Below are 16,589 nucleotides of genomic sequence, written 5' to 3'. Positions count from 1 at the left end.
CTGAGTGTTTTTATACGCCAGAAGCGTTTTCTTTAGTTTAAGTGTTAAGCTGAATCCTTTAGGATAGATGGCTATATTTATTATCATAATTAATTACAAAATTGAGTCATTATGGATACCAACGAAATTAAACAAGTCTTAATGGAAAAGCTGTCACTGGATGAAGTGATAGTGAATGGCGATGGCAGTCATTTTCAAGTTATCGCTGTTGGCAGCCTTTTTGACGGCATGAGCCGTGTTAAACAGCAGCAAGCAGTCTATGCGCCGCTAATGGAATATATTGCGGACAACCGAATTCATGCGCTTTCAATTAAAGCTTATACCCCAGCGCAGTGGGAGCGTGATCGTAAGCTGAGCGGCCTATAAGTTTGAATATGTAAGCGGACAGTTTGTAAAAATCTGACACACGAGAATACCAGAATGGATAAATTTTTAGTTAAAGGGCCAACCCGCTTAGAGGGTGAAGTCTCTATTTCAGGCGCTAAAAACGCCGCACTGCCAATCCTGTTCGCTGCTTTACTGGCTGAAAAGCCAGTTGAATTACAGAATGTCCCTAAGCTGAAAGACATCGACACCACAATTAAGTTACTGAGCCAACTTGGCGTCAAAATCGAGCGTAATGGTTCGATTTTTGTTGATGCTAGCAATGTGACTGAATATTGTGCGCCGTATGATCTGGTGAAAACCATGCGTGCCTCTATTTGGGCATTAGCGCCGCTGGTTGCACGTTTTGGTCACGGTGAAGTTTCTCTACCAGGTGGTTGTGCCATTGGTGCTCGTCCAGTGGATTTACATATCAGCGGTTTAGAAAAACTAGGCGCGAAAATTGTCCTTGAAGATGGTTATGTTAAGGCAACGGTGAATGGGCGTCTGAAGGGCGCTGATATCGTGATGGACAAAGTGAGCGTGGGTGCCACTATCAGCATCATGACTGCCGCAGCGCTTGCTGAAGGAACAACTTCCATCGAGAACGCCGCTCGTGAACCCGAAATTGAAGATACCGCTAATTTCTTAAATGCGTTAGGTGCGAAAATCACTGGTGCAGGAACTGACCGTATTGTCATTGAAGGTGTGGCTCGCTTAGGTGGCGGTGTGTATCGCGTTCTGCCAGACCGTATTGAAACAGGCACATTCTTAATCGCGGCTGCGGTTTCTCGCGGTAAAGTGGTTTGCCGTAATGCACGTCCAGATACGCTGGATGCGGTGCTGGCAAAATTACGAGAAGCTGGGGCTGATGTTCAAACGGGTGAAGATTGGATTAGTCTAGATATGCACGGTAAACGTCCAAAGGCGGTTACATTGCGTACTGCTCCACATCCTGGTTTCCCTACTGATATGCAAGCACAATTTAGCTTATTAAACCTGGTGGCTGAAGGTACGGGTGTTATCACTGAAACTATTTTCGAAAACCGTTTTATGCATATTCCAGAGTTAATTCGTATGGGTGCGCATGCGGATATCGAAAGTAATACAGTCGTGTGCCATGGCGTTGAAAAACTGACTGGTGCGCAAGTGATGGCAACAGATTTACGTGCTTCCGCAAGCTTAGTGATTGCTGGTTGTATCGCGGGTGGAACAACGACAGTTGACCGTATCTATCATATCGATCGTGGATATGAAAATATCGAAGCGAAATTAAATGCGTTAGGCGCTAATATTCAACGCGTTAAATCTGAAGACTAATTCCAGATTGCGTTGATATCATCGCAAAAGCGAGATTTCAAAAAAAACAAAAAGGTTGTTCTTCATCGGAACAACCTTTTTTTTCGGGCTTATTTTGAGTGGAAGATTTGACTGGGCGGAATTGAGGATTTAGTTCGCTTGCCCTTCAGGAAGTTCTTCAATCACGATATCGATGTTTTGCACATTACCATCACGTAAAATTTGAACGGGGATTTTTGTACCGGGGCGAATTTCGGCAACATAATCCATCGTTTCTGCGGCAGAAACGGCAGGTTTTCCATCTAAGGATAAAATAATATCTCCTTGCTCAATGCCTGATTTTGCAGCGGGCCCATTGGCTGAGACTTGGAAAATCCTTAATCCTTGAATTTGATTGATATTATTTGTATTTGTGCGAATTTGCGGTAACTCACGAGCCGTAATGCCGATGTAGCCTCGAACAACACGACCATCACGGATCAATTTTTCCATGATTTTGGTTGCTAGAGCCGTAGGGATAGCAAAACTCAGCCCTTCAGAACTCACGCCTTGCCCTGCACTGAATGAAAGGGTGTTTATACCAACCAATTCCCCTTCAGTATTGATGAGGGCACCACCGGAGTTACCGGAGTTAATCGAGGCATCGGTTTGTAGGAAATTTTGGCGGCGTGTGGAGCTTAACCCGACACGACCTGTCGCGCTGATAATTCCTTGGGTGACTGTTTGTCCAAGGTTATAAGGGTTTCCAATGGCTAAAACGACATCTCCAACATGGGTGATGCGCTTGGTATTAATGGGGATAACGGGGAGATTTTCAGCGTCTATCTTTAAGACGGCGAGGTCGGTGAGAGGGTCTGAGCCGACTAAAAGCGCATCGAAAATGGCACCATCTTGTAAAGCAACAAGGATTTGATCTGGGTTATCCACCACATGTTTGTTGGTCACTATGTAGCCATTAGCGCTTAATATCACCCCTGATCCAAGAGATTGTAATTCCCGACCCGATTGGGAAAAACTCCCTTTAGAGCTGCTATAGACATACACCACCGCAGGCGCGGCACGGCGTACGGCCTTGTTATAGCTTACAGGCTCGCTATTGGTTTTCCCATACAGTAAATCAGCCAGTCCCTGTGGGCGCAATGAGGGGACAGCCACAATAATGATTGAGGCAGTGACCAATCCAAGCAGGACAGACACAAGCAGCTTTTTGACCATGTTAAAGGTTACCAAGTTCGCTATGATGGAAATGACAGACAGAGAGATGCTTGAGCATAACATAAAAAAACGGGTACAGCAGAGTGATACTGTACCCGTTTTATTGATTTATGTGCGGTAACTTAATGAATTAGTTTTTCATTAATAAGTAGAGTGTTTCACCGCCACGCAGCACTTTCATCGCTAATACTGGCGGTTTGCTATCGATGATTTTGCGGAATTGGTCGATACTTTCTACGCGAGTGTCATTCACGCCAAAGATTAGGTCGCCTTTCGCTAAACCAACCGCAGCAGCCGGAGACTTAGGTGCTACGCTGTCAACTTGTACCCCTTTGGTATTACTAACAACCGCATTGGAAATGGTGGCGCCTAATAAGGATTCACTCAGTTTTTCCGCGTTGGTCGCTGAACCTTCATCGCTTTCTAGCACCACTTTCACTTCCATTGGTTTGCCTGAACGGATCAGGCCAAGGGTGATTTCTTTACCTAACTGGCTGGTACCAATTTTCGCTCTTAATTCCGCGAAGCTATTAATACGTTTACCATCTACAGACACTAAAACGTCACCCGATTTGATGCCCGCTTTTGCCGCTGATGATTTTGGAATGACTTCACTGACGAAGGCACCACGTTGTGCATCGATATTGAAGGCTTTAGCGATATCAGAGTTCATCTCTGTGCCTTTAATACCTAAAATTCCGCGTTTAACTTCACCGTGTTTAATCAGCTGCTCGCTCAGGCTTTTCGCCATATTGCTTGGGATAGCAAAGCCGATACCAATATTTCCGCCACCAGGCGCTAAAATTGCGGTGTTAATCCCAATCAGCTCACCGTTTAAGTTAACCAGCGCACCACCGGAGTTACCACGGTTGATTGAGGCATCGGTCTGGATAAAGTTTTCTAAGCCTTCCAGATTTAATCCGCTACGACCTAACGCAGAAATAATCCCAGATGTGGCAGTTTGTCCTAAACCGAATGGGTTACCCACGGCAACGGCAAAATCACCAACACGTAGTTTGTCGGAGTCTGCAATAGAAACCGCGGTGAGGTTTTTGATATCTTTCGCATTGCTGATTTTTAATAGAGCAATGTCAGTTTGTGGATCTTTACCAATCAGTTTGACGTCAATTTCGCGACCGTCATTCAGCTGAATTTGGATTTTATCAGCACCATCAATAACGTGATTGTTGGTTAAAACATAACCTTGTGTCGCATCAATGATGACACCAGAACCTAAACCTTCAAATGGGCGCACGCTTTGTTGTTGTGAAGGTGCATTTGGACCAAAGAAGAATTTCAGTTCTTCGGGAATTTGTTGATTTTGTACACGAGTGCCTGAAACATGGATATTCACGACGGCAGGCAGCACTTTTTCCAGCATTGGTGCTAAGCTCGGCATGTTTTGGCTTTGTGCGGTTGCTGGTAATGTGGCCGGTAATGCGGCGCTGCTGATTGCTGGGATCGTGGACAGGGTTAAACCTAAACTCATTGCGACTGCTGTCAGAAAGAAATTTTTTCTTTTCATCATTCCGTAGATTCTCTCAATAGAAAATATCAGCTCATATGAATGGTACCTATAAACGGTACACTAAGGTCATATGGGCGGAGGTATTTTGGGGTCTCAAATAATATTTTACTGATGACTATGACCACGGATTATGCGGAAAAGTTCCCTATACGGATAGTACTTATCCACAATTTTACATCCATTTACATGATGTTTAGGTGAAACGCTAACTTCTATACAGTAGCTAAACTAACTATAAGATTTTATTCGGAATTGGAATGATACGGCGGGGTAAATAACACCACCAGTAACAGGCGCTACTGGTGGCATAATCAAAAAATTACTTCTCTTTTTCATCGAGAGGGCGGAACAGCCCTGAAGCACCTTCAGAGTAATCTCTAGGTGGCATTTTAACCGGTGCTTGGTCATTATCGGCTTCAGATTCAGTCAAACGATAATGGAATGGGTTATCTTGCATATCCGGCATTAACTCGGAAGAGCTTTGCGCCATGTGTTGATACAGTTGGCGATAGTCGCGTGCCATTTTATCCAATAACTCTGCACTGCGAGCAAAATGGCTAACGAGTTCTTTACGATACTCTTCCAGCTCAGTGCTTTTTTTGTCTAATTCAGCCTGTGCTGTTTTTTGTTGACGAAGTTTTGGATTGCCATAACGCACAACCAATGCGCCGATGATAAAGCCAACAACTAATCCTATTAGTGCATACTCCCAAGTCATGCTAACTCCTTCGTTTACTTCAATCAAAATTCACAGAAAATGGTCGCCAAAATTTAGCTCGATTACCCTAACTATACCTGCTAATAGCAAATCTGTTAATGCTAAAGAGTGGAATAATAAAGCGAAATTCCTTACTCTATGCCGAATAGTTAATCGAAAGTTAAATGCTAACAGAATCTGGTTATAATAAAGGCAGTGTATATCATATAACGGTAAAAAAAACCGAAAATTTTAAGGATCACTGAGTTGATGTCACCGATGACCCCTACTATGCGTTACCAACAAGCTCTTGAACAAGGCAATTACCAGCCTGACGACGTACAAAAACAAACCGTAGAGCGATTAGACAAGATTTATCAGCAACTTTGCAGTGCTACGCCTTGCATCCCAAATGAAAAAACAAACGGTCTAAAACAGCGCTTTGGACGCTTGTTAGGGAAATCATCCACAAAAACCTGCGAGCCAGTTCAGGGGTTATATATGTGGGGGGGCGTAGGTCGCGGTAAAACGTGGTTGATGGACATGTTCTACGACAGTTTAACAGGAGATCGCAAATTGCGTTTACACTTTCATCGCTTTATGAAGAAAGTGCAGGAAGACTTAATGGCGCTGCAAGGACAGGAAAATCCGCTCGACATTATTGCTGATGAATTCAAAAAACAGACAGATATTTTGTGTTTCGATGAGTTTTTTGTCTCGGACATTACCGACGCGATGATTCTAGGAACCCTATTAGAAGGGCTCTTTGCGCGGGGTATCACGTTAGTCGCGACATCCAACATTATTCCTGACAACCTTTATCGCAACGGTTTGCAACGCGCTCGCTTTTTGCCTGCTATCGAACAGATAAAAAAATATTGCGATGTAATGAATGTGGATGCGGGGATTGACTATCGCTTGCGTACTCTGACTCAAGCTCATCTATTTTTATCGCCAATTAATGAACAAAATCGCCATCATTTAGATGAAGTGTTTGTAAAACTGGCGGGTAAAGAAGGGCAGCAAAATCCTGTATTAGAAGTTAACCACCGGAAAATGCAGGCAATTCGTTCCGCTGAAGGGGTATTGGCAATCAACTTTAAGGTTTTGTGTGAAGAGCCTCGCAGCCAAAACGACTATATCTACCTCTCAAATTGTTATCATACGGTATTGCTGTATGACGTTCCTGTAATGGGAATGAAGGATGAAAATCCGGCCAGACGTTTTCTCGCACTTATTGATGAGTTCTATGAACGTAAGGTAAAATTGATGATCAATGCACAGGTGCCGATGGATTCACTTTATCAAGGGCAACTTTTGGCGTTTGAATATCAGCGCTGCCTTTCTCGCTTGCAAGAAATGCAAAGTGAAGAATATTTGAAAATCCCGCATTTATCATAGAAGCCAAAGAGGAAATGAGTCTCAAGGACGTCGTTTTCTCTCCAGATTTATGCGCGCTTTTTGAACATGCGGTACTAATTGTTTATTTGAACGTAAAAAAAATGCATTTGGGGTCGATTTTTGTTGCTGACTTCTCTATAATCTTGCGACCCCACGTTACGGCGTTGTTTTTTATTTCCCAAAAAATAACGCATTAATGCCAGCTAGGCTGCTCGAAGGGGTGGGTTTGCTGGACAATGAGTCGCGTGAACCTCGCTATATTTTACGAACATGAGTGTTCACACAACGTGTAACTTCAATATTGGGTAAGTTTTAATGAAAACTTTTACAGCTAAACCAGAGACCGTAAAACGCGACTGGTATGTTGTTGATGCAGATGGCAAAACTTTAGGCCGTCTTGCAACTGAAATTGCTAGCCGTCTGCGCGGTAAGCATAAAGCGGAATATACTCCGCACGTGGATACTGGTGATTACATCATCGTTCTGAATGCAGAAAAAATTGCTGTTACCGGCAAAAAACGCGAAGACAAAATCTACTATCGCCACACTGGCCATATTGGTGGAATCAAGCAAGCAACTTTCGAAGAGATGATTGCTCGTAGTCCTGAGCGTGTGCTTGAAATCGCGGTTAAAGGCATGTTGCCAAAAGGACCTCTGGGTCGTGCAATGTACCGTAAACTGAAAGTTTACGCAGGTAATGAGCACAACCACGCGGCACAACAACCGCAAGTTCTTGACATTTAATCGGGATTATAGCAATGGCTGAAAATCAATACTACGGCACTGGTCGCCGCAAAAGCTCATCTGCTCGTGTCTTTATTAAGCCGGGTAGCGGTAACATCACAATCAATCAACGTACACTGGAACAATACTTTGGTCGCGAAACTGCGCGCATGGTAGTTCGTCAGCCGTTAGAACTGGTTGAAATGTTAGAAAAACTGGACCTGTACATCACTGTTAAAGGTGGTGGTATCTCTGGTCAGGCAGGCGCAATCCGTCACGGTATTACACGTGCACTGATGGCTTATGACGAGACTCTTCGTTCTGATCTGCGTAAAGCTGGTTTCGTTACCCGTGATGCGCGTTCTGTTGAACGTAAGAAAGTGGGTCTGCGTAAAGCACGTCGTCGTCCACAGTTCTCCAAACGTTAATTTATTGCCTTCTGGGCATAAAATTGATGAAAAAGCCCGTCTTTATGGCGGGTTTTTTATTGCCTAAAATAAATCAAATATTGAGCCATCATGATTTAATTAAAATAAAGACAGGCAGAAAATATTATTCTATTATTCCACTCTCATTTTGCGTCATATCTCAAATACAGTAAAAATACAACTCATTAACCATGGAGTTGGCTTTAAGGTTTTAATTTTTAATTATCAAAAACCAAAAGCTGATAATGCTGATTTTAATGTGGATATTCTCCTCTAATAAAATTAACCGATGATTTTCTCTAGGTTAGCCCCCTAAGCTGTACAAAATCTGTTAGACTATGCCCCAGTTTTTTATTTGATTATTTCTCGCTTCCATGAAGCGAGAGGGTTGTGCTGACTTTCAAAATGGATCTTGAAGGTTAAGTACATGGGATTTTAAAAATGGAAATAATGAATTAATCCTTATTTAAGGATCATTATTTTTATCATTTGGAGGTTTTAATGGCTGTTGCTCCTAATAAACGTTCGGTAATGACATTGTTTTCAGGCCCTACTGATATTTTTAGCCATCAAGTACGCATCGTACTCGCTGAAAAAGGTGTTAGTGTTGAGATTGAACATGTCGAGCCTGGTCACCTGCCTCAAGACCTTATTGATCTTAACCCGTATCAAAGCGTACCAACGCTGGTGGATCGCGATCTGACTTTGTATGACCCACATATCATCATGGAATACCTTGATGAGCGCTTCCCTCATCCACCGTTAATGCCAGTTTATCCCGTTGCACGTGGTATTAGCCGTCAGCTGATGCACCGTATCCAAAAAGACTGGTATTCACTGATGACAAAAATCGAGAAAGGAACTGCACAAGAAGCTGAAAGTGCGCGTCGTCAATTAGCTGAAGAGCTGATCGCAGTCTCTCCGACATTTGAACACATGCAATACTTTATGAGTGATGAATTCAGCTTAGCCGATTGCTATTTAGCACCGCTGTTATGGCGCTTACCTGTGTTAGGGATCGAATTAAAGCCTGCAATCAGCAAACATTTACAGATGTACATGCAGCGTGTATTTGAACGCGATTCATTTTTAGCATCATTAACTGAATTAGAGCGTGAAATGCGCCAGTCAGCACGAGGCTAAGTCGGATGATGGAAATGGCACCAATGACACCACGTCGCCCTTATCTGCTGCGCGCCCACTATGAGTGGTTGCTGGATAACGATATGACTCCGCATTTGGTGGTTGATGTCACTCTTCCCATGGTGAATGTTCCAATGGAATTTGCGCGTGATGGGCAAATTGTTTTAAATGTTGCTCCACGTGCAGTTGGTAACTTTGAAATTACCAACGAAGAAGTGCGGTTTAATGCGAGATTCGGTGGTGTACCTCGTCAGGTTTATGTACCAATGGCGGCTATCATGGCGGTATATGCGCGTGAAAATGGCGCTGGTATGATGTTTGAACCGGAAGCAGCTTATGATGAGCACTTTGATGGGGAAGAGAACACAACTGATGAAGCACTGTCTGACAACATCGTATTGGTTCATGATGAAGCCACTCAAACTGAAGAGCCTTCATTCCCAGATGATGAGCCACCAAGACCACCGAAAGGTCGTCCAGCGTTACGGGTTGTGAAATAAACACAAATCGTGGCAATGAAGATTGATATAGTCAATGCTGAAAAGAGGAAGAAATTCCTCTTTTTTTATACCTGAAGAAAACTCATTATTCCTTCTGCGGCTCCACGCCCTTCGGCAATTGCTGTTACCACTAAATCAGAACCGTGTACCACATCCCCCCCTGCAAAAATTTTAGGGTGTGAAGTCTGGTAAGCATAATGATGATGACGAGGGGCAATTATTCTACCGCTCGTATCGCGCTGTATGGAATGTGTGCTAATCCACGGCATATCGTCAGATTCAAAACCAAACGCAATAATGACCACATCAGCAGAGTGTGTAATTTCTTCCAATTTAGTGGAATTCGATAGTGTGCTGGTGAAATGAACACCGATAAGTTGCCCCTCGGAGTTAGTGTTAACCCCAATGGGTTGTAAGTGAAAATGAAACTGTACGCCTTCCTCTTGGGCGTGTAGGACTTCTCGCGGTGTTGCTGGCATTTCTGAAGAGTCACCTCGATAGACACAACTGACCTGGTTGGCTCCTTGGCGAATAGCGCTACGGACACAATCCATCGCGGTATCTCCTGCGCCCATCACAATCACATTCTTATTTTCCAGTGATACGTAAGGATATCGGGGATCGTCAGCGTAACCTAATAAATGACGTGCATTGCCCACTAAATAAGGAAGTGCTTGATAAACACCTATAACGTCTTCGTTGAGGAGATTGCCTGAAACTGGGTGATGGGTGCCGGTTCCAATAAAAACCGCATCAAATTCATTGAGTAACGTTTCTAACGGGATATGTTGCCCAATCTCGGTGTTGAGTTTGAAGATAATCCCCATTTCTTCAAAAATGCGTCGACGATGCTGCATTATTGACTTTTCTAACTTAAAGGCAGGTATACCAAAAGTGAGTAACCCGCCGATTTCAGGATGTTTATCAAACACCGTTGCTTGAACGCCGTGGCGAGCCAACACATCGGCACAGGAAAGACCTGCGGGGCCCGCACCGATAATCGCGACTCGTTTATTGGTTTCCCTAACATGGGAAAGGTCAGGGCGCCAACCTTGTTCAAACGCAGTATCGGTAATATAGCGCTCCAAATGCCCAATCGTGACAGAACCAAAGGTTTCATTCAGGACACAAGCGGCTTCACACAACCGTTCTTGCGGGCAAATTCGACCGCAAATTTCTGGCAAGCTGTTGGTGTGATGACAAAGCTCTGCCGCCTCAAGAATTCGACCTTCTCCAGCTAGTTTTAACCAATTCGGGATAGGGTTATGGAGCGGGCATTTCCACTCACAATAGGGGCTCCCGCAAGATAAGCAACGCTGGGCTTGATGCTGAGCTTCAATGCCGCTCATTGGCTGGTAAATTTCCACAAACTCAATTTTGCGGATCGTCAGCGCTTTTTTTCGAGGTTCAATACGGGGCGAACCCATATTTGAAGAGGACATAGGCACCTTTCCTGCCAAATTCTTTTACGGGAATGATATAAATTAAAGTTTACTTTGATAGCATTGATATAAATAGTGATTATCGTAATAAAGTTACTAATACGCGGGTGAATATCCCATTGTGACAGACGATTTAATGAGCAGGATCGATATTTCGTATGAAACCCCATCCGAAACAGCCCTGTTTGATATATGATTCAGTGAGAATTTAACTAAGGGGTGGTTATGAAAGTACTTCGCGGTCTTGCACAATACTATGTTGACCTGATGATGAAGCTAGGCTTAGTGCGTTTCTCTTTGCTTCTCGCGTCAGCGTTAGTTGTGCTTGCCATGATAATGCAAATGGCGGTAGCGATTTTTCTTCGAGGACAAGTCGATAGCCTCGATATGGTCGGCTCCATTTTCTTTGGCTTAATTATTACGCCATTAGCAGTTTATTTTCTTTCGGTGGTGGTAGAACAATTAGAAGAATCTCGCCAGCGTTTAACGCGCATGGTTGATAAGCTCGAAGTGATGCGAAAGCGTGATGCGGAACTGAATACTCAGCTTCAAGGCAATATTGAGCAACTTAACTTAGAAATTTTAGAGCGTGAAAAAGCCGAAAGTGCCCATCTTGAGTTGTTAGAGCAACTCAAACAAGAAATGAAATACCGAGAACAGACTCAAATTGAGTTCGAACAGCAATCTGTTTTACTGCGTTCATTCCTCGATGCCTCCCCTGACCTTGTTTATTATCGTAATGAAAACAATGAATTTTCTGGTTGTAACCGTGCAATGGAGCTGCTCACTGGTAAGAGTGAAAAACAGCTAGTCGGTTTAACGCCACTGGACATTTATGATGAAGAAATTGCCGCAAAAGTAATGGAAACGGACGAGAAAGTTTTCAGACACAATGTGGCATTAACCTATGAGCAGTGGCTAGTTTACCCTGATGGGAGAAAAGCCTGTTTTGAGCTGCGAAAAGTGCCATTTTATGACCGCGTAGGGAAACGCCACGGGCTAATGGGGTTCGGGCGTGATATTACCGAGCGTAAGCGCTACCAGGAGGCGTTAGAGAACGCTAGTAGAGAGAAGACCACCTTTATCTCTACTATCAGCCACGAGCTTCGTACGCCGCTTAATGGCATTGTGGGGCTTAGCCGTATTTTACTGGATACCAAGCTTACCAAAGAACAATCGAGCTATTTAAAAACCATTCACGTCAGTGCCGTCACCTTAGGCAATATTTTTAATGATGTAATTGAAATGGACAAAATCGAGCGTCGCAAAGTCCAATTGGATAACCAACCTGTGACATTGCCCGAGTTTGTGAACGATTTAGAAAACTTAAGCGGGCTACTGGTTCAGCCGAAAGGCTTGAAGTTTGTTATGGATGTCGCACACGGTTTACCGAAAACTATTCTGACGGATGGCACGCGTTTACGCCAAATTCTGTGGAACTTAATCGGTAATGCGGTGAAATTCACTCAAAAAGGTGAAGTTAAATTGAGCATCTGGCGTGAAGCGGATGACAAGCTATTTTTCCAAGTCAAAGATAGCGGCATCGGTATTCCTAAAGATGAATTAGATAAAATCTTTGCTATGTATTATCAAGTTCGCGATTCCGCTGGTGGACGTCCTGCAACGGGAACGGGGATTGGGCTTTCTGTATCCCGTAGGTTAGCACAAAGTATGGGGGGCGATATTCGCGTGGAAAGCGATATTGGGCATGGTTCAACATTTACATTGTCGATTATAGCCCCTGAAGTTGAGGCTGAAATCGAAGAGCAGCAACAGCACGAAGATGATTATCCATTACCAGCGCTCCATATCTTACTAGTAGAAGATATTGAACTAAATGTGGTTGTGGCGTGTTCTGTGCTAGAAAACCTTGGTAACACGGTTGATGTCGCAATGACAGGTAAGGACGCGTTAGAGATGTTCGCACCTGGGGAATACGACTTAGTTCTACTGGATATCCAACTTCCTGATATGACGGGGTTAGATATCTCTAAACAGCTTAAACAACAGTATGATAAGGATGATTTACCACCATTAATCGCCTTGACCGCGAATGTCCTCAAAGATAAGAAAGAGTACTTTGATGCGGGAATGGACGGTGTTCTGAGCAAACCATTATCGGTTCCTGCGCTCACTCAAGTGATTGAGCAATTCTGGGGCGAGAATGCATCTTCAAATGACAAGCATGAGGAGCAAGTGGATATGGCAGAAGTTGATGAGTCAATTTTAGATTGTGAAATGTTAGAGCAATACATTGAATTAGTTGGACCAAAACTAATTTATGACGGCTTAGAGGTATTTGAAAAAATGCTACCGGGCTATTTAGCGATTCTCGATTCCAATATGGTGGCTAAAGATCAGAAGGGAATTGTTGAGGAAGCTCACAAAATTAAAGGTGCCGCGGGTTCAGTGGGACTGAAAAATTTACAGAAACTCGCTCAGCAGATCCAATCCCCTGAATTACCAGCATGGTGGGACAATGTGCAAGAGTGGGTTGATGAGTTAAAACAGGATTGGAAATCAGATATAGAAACATTAAGAAACTGGGTGGATGGCCGCACAAAAAAATAACCCCAACCTAAGTTGGGGTGCGCGAATACTGCGCCAACACCAGGGAAATCATTGATTCGCTTATAATTTTTATCTTAGGCGAATCATTAAAATACATTTGTCACGACTCAGACGTTATCAAGATACCAAAATTTATCGAACCTGTTACAAGATTCATTAAAATCTGTGATGAAGATTGATGTTTGTCTGCTTTCGCTCTGGGGAGTAATTTACTACAAAAGGACGAAGATATGAAATCAATTGCGGTAATTTTAAGTGGCTGTGGTGTTTTTGATGGAAGCGAGATCCATGAATCAGTATTAACTATGCTTGCTTTAAGTAAAAATAACGCAGAAGTTCACTTTTATGCACCAGATGAATATCAAGCTACTGTAATTAATCATATTAATGGTGAGTTAAAAACAGAAAAGCGTAACCAAATGGAAGAGTCTGCACGTATTTCTCGTGGGAAAATAGCGCCTTTGTCATCAGCAGATGCCTCTAAGCTAGATGCCCTTATAATTCCTGGTGGTTTTGGTGTGGCAAAAAATTTATGCGATTTTGCGGTAAAAGGAAGCGAATGTGAAATTAATAAACAACTATTAAGTTTAGTACAGGCAATGCACCATCAGAAAAAGCCGCTAGGGCTGATGTGTATTGCTCCTGTCATGCTACCGAAGATGTTAAATATATCAGTGAAATTGACGATTGGCAATGATACTGAAACGATTGCCCAAATTGAAAAGATGGGTGGGCAGCATGTTGTTTGCACGGTTGATAACATTGTGGTTGATGAATATAACAAAGTTGTTACAACACCTGCTTATATGCTGGCTCAATCCATTGCTGAGGCAAATATAGGTATCAATAAGTTGGTTGAGAAAGTATTAGAAATGGCGTAATTAACTCAATGCAAAAGTTTGTTTCTCGCTTGTGGTATTGGTTAAAGAAGATCACACTTTCATTACTTGCCCTCTGGCTAGTGTCGGTTGTGATCTTCAAATTTATCCCTGTTCCCTTTTCTGCAGTGATGGTCGAAAGGCAGCTCTCTGCATGGGTAAACTTTAATTTTTCTTATGTTTCTCATTCGACTTGGGTGAGTGAAAAACAGATTTCTCCCTATCTTTATCTCGCTGTCATTGCTTCTGAAGATCAAAATTTTCCTCATCATTGGGGATTTGATCTTGATGCAATTGAGCGAGCATATAAACATAATTCGAGTAATAAACAGACAGTTAGAGGGGCATCAACAATCTCTCAGCAAACGGTAAAAAACTTATGGTTATGGGATGGAAGAAGCTGGGTAAGAAAAGGGCTTGAGACAGCAATGACACCAATTATGGAGTTGATGTGGTCAAAAACTCGGATCATTACTGTTTATCTTAATATTGCAGAGTTTGGAGAGGGGGTTTTTGGCGTTGAAGAGGCTTCAAATAAATTCTTTAATAAACCTGCCAGCAAGCTTTCCAGGCAGGAAGCTGCACTTTTAGCAGCTGTTTTACCTAATCCTCATCGATTCCATGTGAAAAATCCATCTTCATATGTTTTGAAAAGGCAGGCGTGGATACTTAATCAGATGAGCTTATTAGGAGATAGGAATTATCTGAAAAATAACGGTATAGGTGAGGAATAAGAAAAAAGCCATGAATTTGACTTCATGGCTTGGCTCTTTGTAACAATAGGTTACTAATTATAATCAATTGAGATAAGTAAATGCCGTCGTTACGCGACGAACGCCATCCGTTTCACTGGCAATTTTTGCCGCCGCAGCACCTTCTTGCTGAGTAAGGACTCCTAATAAGAAGACTTCACCATTCTCAGTGATGACTTTAACGCTGCCGGACTTCACTTCGTCACTGGCTAAAATCTTAGATTTTACTTTGGTGGTTAACCAAGTGTCTTTTGACGCGGTACCTAAATCAACAGGCTGACCTTGTCGAACCTCGTTATACACTTTTTCTGTACCATCGACGTTACTGGCGATTTGTTTGGCTTTATCTGCCCATGACATATCGGGAGATTGTCCAGTTAACAAGACATTACCTTTATACGCCGTTGCAATAATACGGGCTTTACTGGTGATATCTTTGTCTTTGTTAAGTTGACCACTGACTCGGGCTTCTAATGTGCCATCATCAACTTGTTGACCAACAGAACGAGGGTCTGTAGCGCTTTTGGTGGCTACTGCGGCAGTACCCACAACAGCCGCACCAATACAGCCTTGTAAAAGAACCGCGCTAAACACTATGGCAAAAATCGGAAGTAATCGCATTTTGTCTCCTTAGTCGTTCTGATGAGGAAAGAGCGTGTTATCGATAAGGTCACACAGACAATTCACTGTGAGTAAGTGTACCTCTTGAATTCTGACACTATGCTGGGATGGAATGCGAATTTCAACATCCTGTGGCCCTAAAAGACCCGCTAACTCACCACCATCATAGCCAGTAAGTGCGACAATAGTCATATCGCGCGTTACTGCAGCTTCTACGGCTTTAATAATATCGGCACTGTTACCATGGGTTGAGATAGCCATTAATACATCGCCATGCTGGCCTAGCGCTCGAACTTGTTTTGCATAAATTTCAGTTGGTTGCTTGCTTCCTGAAATCGCGGTGAGCACGGTATTATCCGTATTTAGCGCGAGGGCGGGTAAACTTGGGCGCTCGGTTTCAAAACGGTGGATCATGCTCGCCGCAAAACGCTGTGCTGTTGCTGCGGATGCGCCATTGCCACAACACAAAATTTTATTACCATTAAGCAGTGACTGCACCATCATCATAGCAGCACGAGAAATTGCATCGGGCAGGGCTTCTGCTGCGGCAATTTGAGTTTGGATGCTTTCAGTAAAGCAAACTTTTATTCTATCTAGCACTTACTTATATTCCTGTTCACTAAGATTAAATGCGTTTTGAATCCACTGAAATTGCTTGCCGGTGATTGCACAGATATCAAAGCGGCAGGGTGTTGTTTCAAAACTTTCTTGTCGTTGAGCAAGCCAATATTGTGCGGTGGACAATATTTTTCTGCGTTTGTGCCAGTTTACTGATAAAAGTGCGTCTCCGTAATCACTATTCTTGCGAAAACGAACCTCTACGAATACCCAGCCTGATTTATCTCGCATGATCAAATCGATTTCTCCCGCACGATTTCGAACATTGCGTGCGACAAAAGCGAGCCCTTGCTGCTTTAAATAGGAGAGCGCTTGGTTTTCGTAATATCGACCAGTCAACCATTTTAATGATTTTTTAATGGTTTTCATGACATCCTTGTCTGAAAAATAGGCAGCAATAAAGCGACCTC

17 protein-coding genes are annotated in these 16,589 nt (G+C 43.1%); 10 read left to right on the top strand and 7 right to left on the bottom strand.

The features are described 5' to 3' along the window. Positions 1 to 111 precede the first annotated feature (111 nt). Both ibaG and murA read left to right on the top strand, forming a co-directional pair. Positions 112 to 366 carry a BolA family iron metabolism protein IbaG gene (ibaG, locus tag H0913_RS15580; RefSeq protein WP_036956119.1) on the top strand — a complete coding sequence of 85 codons (255 nt, stop codon included), beginning with the start codon at positions 112 to 114 and terminating at the stop codon, positions 364 to 366. A gap of 54 nt (positions 367 to 420) precedes the next feature. Further along, on the top strand, positions 421 to 1,683 hold the full coding sequence (murA, locus tag H0913_RS15575; RefSeq protein ID WP_154638798.1) for a UDP-N-acetylglucosamine 1-carboxyvinyltransferase: 1,263 nt from the start codon (positions 421 to 423) through the stop codon (positions 1,681 to 1,683). A 129-nt stretch (positions 1,684 to 1,812) separates the two neighbouring features. Here murA and degS read toward each other — a convergent pair whose 3' ends face one another. The 3 genes from degS to zapG form a co-directional block, all read right to left on the bottom strand. Then, the gene (degS, locus tag H0913_RS15570; protein ID WP_154603446.1) at positions 1,813 to 2,877 is read right to left on the bottom strand and encodes an outer membrane-stress sensor serine endopeptidase DegS; all 1,065 of its coding nucleotides are present in this window, start codon (positions 2,875 to 2,877) and stop codon (positions 1,813 to 1,815) included. Positions 2,878 to 3,007: 130 nt separating this feature from the next. After that, positions 3,008 to 4,402, bottom strand: a complete 1,395-nt coding sequence (locus tag H0913_RS15565; protein ID WP_036956406.1) for a Do family serine endopeptidase — start codon at positions 4,400 to 4,402, stop codon at positions 3,008 to 3,010. Positions 4,403 to 4,724: 322 nt separating this feature from the next. Continuing rightward, positions 4,725 to 5,123 (bottom strand): Z-ring associated protein ZapG, encoded by a 399-nt coding sequence (gene zapG, locus H0913_RS15560; RefSeq protein WP_036956122.1) that lies wholly within the window; start codon positions 5,121 to 5,123, stop codon positions 4,725 to 4,727. A 249-nt stretch (positions 5,124 to 5,372) separates the two neighbouring features. Here zapG and zapE point away from each other — a divergent pair, with 249 nt between their 5' ends. The 5 genes from zapE to sspB all read left to right on the top strand — a co-directional run bounded on the left by zapE (position 5,373) and on the right by sspB (position 9,297). Next, positions 5,373 to 6,503, top strand: coding sequence for a cell division protein ZapE (zapE, locus tag H0913_RS15555; RefSeq protein ID WP_181477566.1), 1,131 nt, complete (start codon positions 5,373 to 5,375; stop codon positions 6,501 to 6,503). A gap of 315 nt (positions 6,504 to 6,818) precedes the next feature. Further along, complete coding sequence (gene rplM, locus H0913_RS15550; RefSeq protein WP_006659112.1) at positions 6,819 to 7,247, top strand: 50S ribosomal protein L13; 429 nt, start codon at positions 6,819 to 6,821, stop codon at positions 7,245 to 7,247. A 14-nt stretch (positions 7,248 to 7,261) separates the two neighbouring features. Then, the gene (gene rpsI, locus H0913_RS15545; protein ID WP_004258235.1) at positions 7,262 to 7,654 is read left to right on the top strand and encodes a 30S ribosomal protein S9; all 393 of its coding nucleotides are present in this window, start codon (positions 7,262 to 7,264) and stop codon (positions 7,652 to 7,654) included. Between the two features lie 501 nt (positions 7,655 to 8,155). Next, positions 8,156 to 8,797, top strand: a complete 642-nt coding sequence (sspA, locus tag H0913_RS15540) for a stringent starvation protein SspA (protein ID WP_154603443.1) — start codon at positions 8,156 to 8,158, stop codon at positions 8,795 to 8,797. 5 nt (positions 8,798 to 8,802) lie between these two features. After that, a complete protein-coding gene (sspB, locus tag H0913_RS15535) occupies positions 8,803 to 9,297 on the top strand; it encodes a ClpXP protease specificity-enhancing factor (protein ID WP_154603442.1) in 495 nt (164 codons plus the stop codon). Between the two features lie 65 nt (positions 9,298 to 9,362). Here sspB and H0913_RS15530 read toward each other — a convergent pair whose 3' ends face one another. Further along, a complete protein-coding gene (locus H0913_RS15530) occupies positions 9,363 to 10,739 on the bottom strand; it encodes an FAD-dependent oxidoreductase (protein WP_181477565.1) in 1,377 nt (458 codons plus the stop codon). Positions 10,740 to 10,964: 225 nt separating this feature from the next. On the opposite strand from H0913_RS15530, the gene arcB reads away from it, so the two are divergent. From arcB to mtgA, 3 genes are all read left to right on the top strand, one after another. After that, positions 10,965 to 13,310, top strand: a complete 2,346-nt coding sequence (arcB, locus tag H0913_RS15525) for an aerobic respiration two-component sensor histidine kinase ArcB (protein WP_154603440.1) — start codon at positions 10,965 to 10,967, stop codon at positions 13,308 to 13,310. A gap of 230 nt (positions 13,311 to 13,540) precedes the next feature. Next, positions 13,541 to 14,191, top strand: a complete 651-nt coding sequence (gene elbB / locus H0913_RS15520; protein WP_181477564.1) for an isoprenoid biosynthesis glyoxalase ElbB — start codon at positions 13,541 to 13,543, stop codon at positions 14,189 to 14,191. An 8-nt stretch (positions 14,192 to 14,199) separates the two neighbouring features. Then, positions 14,200 to 14,922: a monofunctional biosynthetic peptidoglycan transglycosylase gene (gene mtgA / locus H0913_RS15515; RefSeq protein WP_154638793.1), complete on the top strand. Its 723-nt coding sequence runs from the start codon at positions 14,200 to 14,202 to the stop codon at positions 14,920 to 14,922. Between the two features lie 63 nt (positions 14,923 to 14,985). Here the strand turns inward: mtgA and dolP are convergent, their stop codons facing one another. The 3 genes from dolP to H0913_RS15500 are packed head-to-tail and all read right to left on the bottom strand — an operon-like array spanning position 14,986 to position 16,548. Further along, positions 14,986 to 15,561 (bottom strand): division/outer membrane stress-associated lipid-binding lipoprotein, encoded by a 576-nt coding sequence (gene dolP, locus H0913_RS15510; RefSeq protein ID WP_036956134.1) that lies wholly within the window; start codon positions 15,559 to 15,561, stop codon positions 14,986 to 14,988. A gap of 9 nt (positions 15,562 to 15,570) precedes the next feature. After that, positions 15,571 to 16,161 carry a DnaA initiator-associating protein DiaA gene (gene diaA / locus H0913_RS15505; protein WP_006659121.1) on the bottom strand — a complete coding sequence of 197 codons (591 nt, stop codon included), beginning with the start codon at positions 16,159 to 16,161 and terminating at the stop codon, positions 15,571 to 15,573. Beyond that, entirely contained in the window at positions 16,162 to 16,548 is a 387-nt protein-coding gene (locus H0913_RS15500) for a YraN family protein (protein ID WP_154638792.1), read from the bottom strand. Between the last annotated feature and the right edge of the window lie 41 nt (positions 16,549 to 16,589).

The organism is Providencia rettgeri (assembly GCF_013702265.1).
GTDB classification, from domain to species: Bacteria; Pseudomonadota; Gammaproteobacteria; order Enterobacterales; family Enterobacteriaceae; genus Providencia; species Providencia zhijiangensis.
The sequence above is the reverse complement of the archived record's forward strand: the minus strand, read 5'-3'. Positions and strand labels throughout refer to the sequence as shown.